Here is a 798-nt window from a genome sequence, read left to right as displayed (position 1 = left end):
TAGTGACGCCCTTTGCTTATGGCGCGACACAATTGAGAGATCAGAATAATAGAACGCTTCCGCACGAGAAAAACCGGCGTACTTACCTTGAAATTCACTACAACGAGTGAGCAGGGTCGCTGCCGCTATGCGCAAACGCGGAGTCTAGGCCTTCAAGGCCTTGGCTCGATAGAGAATGTTGATCATCGCACCAAACATGATTAAGACCATGCCAACAATGGCGAGAGATGTTGGTACTTCGTCAAAAAACAACAGGCCAAAAATAACGGCAAACACAACCTGCACATACGAAAATGCCGTCGCTCTGGCGGCTGTTTCGGTCTGCATTGCCTTTGTTAATCCGACTTGCCCCAACTGAGTAAAAACGCCCACCAGCAACAGTAAAACCCAAGTAGAAAGAGACTCGGGCCAAACGAAATCTGAGCCGAGCAATACCAAAGACATTGGCAATGCAATCATAGGGAAGTACAAAATAATCACCGAGCTATCTTCGAGCGCACTTAGCTTGCGAACCAGAACATATGCAATGGCACTCCCAAAAGCACCGAGTATTGCGATACTCACTCCGAAGAGGTTCAACCGCGTTACGTGCTCCGTGAGTTCTGCGTGACTTCCAGTCTGCAATATTGAGCCTAGAGATGCCGGCTCGACGACCAATACAAGCCCGATAAAACTCAACACCACGCATGCAACAACGCCAAGCTGAAATCGCTCACCCAAAAACAGCAGCGCAAGGACCGCAACAAACATCGGATGTAGATATTGCAGCATGGTTGCCTCAGCGAGTGGCAATACCGT

General features: G+C 49.1%; 1 protein-coding gene. It reads right to left on the bottom strand.

Annotated elements, in window-relative coordinates; all coding sequences use genetic code 11:
* Positions 1–144 precede the first annotated feature (144 nt).
* Positions 145–798: DMT family transporter (locus tag A3751_RS19850; protein ID WP_156492663.1), on the bottom strand; the 654-nt coding region annotated here is incomplete at its 5' end.

Source organism: Oleiphilus sp. HI0080 (assembly GCF_001635135.1).
Note: the sequence above shows the minus strand (reverse complement) of the source record. Positions and strands in the feature narration are given on the sequence as shown.